Annotated in this window: 1 protein-coding gene; it reads right to left on the reverse strand. The window is 66.7% G+C overall.

Features of this window, described 5'->3' with window-relative positions:
- Positions 1–480 (reverse strand): peptidoglycan-binding protein (locus JWG43_RS17890; protein ID WP_371925220.1); only part of this gene is annotated, 480 nt, incomplete at both ends.

Raw genomic sequence — 480 nt, forward strand, 5'->3', positions numbered from 1 at the left:
GCACATGCCAGGCGGGATTGAGCACGATGGAGCGGATCTCGCTGGCAAGGATGGGGGTGGCCCGCTGCTCCTTGCCGACGATGACCCGACTGGTAAAGACCTCGCTGCCGGACTCCACCACGCTCAGGCGGTAATCCGGGATGTTGACCAGCACGTAGCGGCCGGCGAGGTGATCCACCAGATCCCGACGCCACAGGATGCGCAGCAGCAGGCTGGCACGCACTTGCGGCCCGGTATTGAGCCAGGAGCGGGTCTGACGGCCGATGATGCCGTCGGCGGTCAGGCCATGGCGGCGCTGGAACTGCTTGATAGCCTGCTCGGTCTCGGCGTCATAGGTGGCATCCTGGTGGTTCGGGGCACCGTCCCCCAGCTCGTTGAGGATGGAGCGGATCTGGCCGAGCTCGGTAGCGCTCTCCCCGGCTCGCAGGGTCGGCATGTCCAGGGTCGGCCAATGCTTGGCCATGGGCATGGCCAGCAGCT

The sequence above is a fragment of the Desulfobulbus alkaliphilus genome, from assembly GCF_016918545.1.
GTDB classification, from domain to species: domain Bacteria; phylum Desulfobacterota; class Desulfobulbia; order Desulfobulbales; family Desulfobulbaceae; genus Desulfobulbus; species Desulfobulbus alkaliphilus.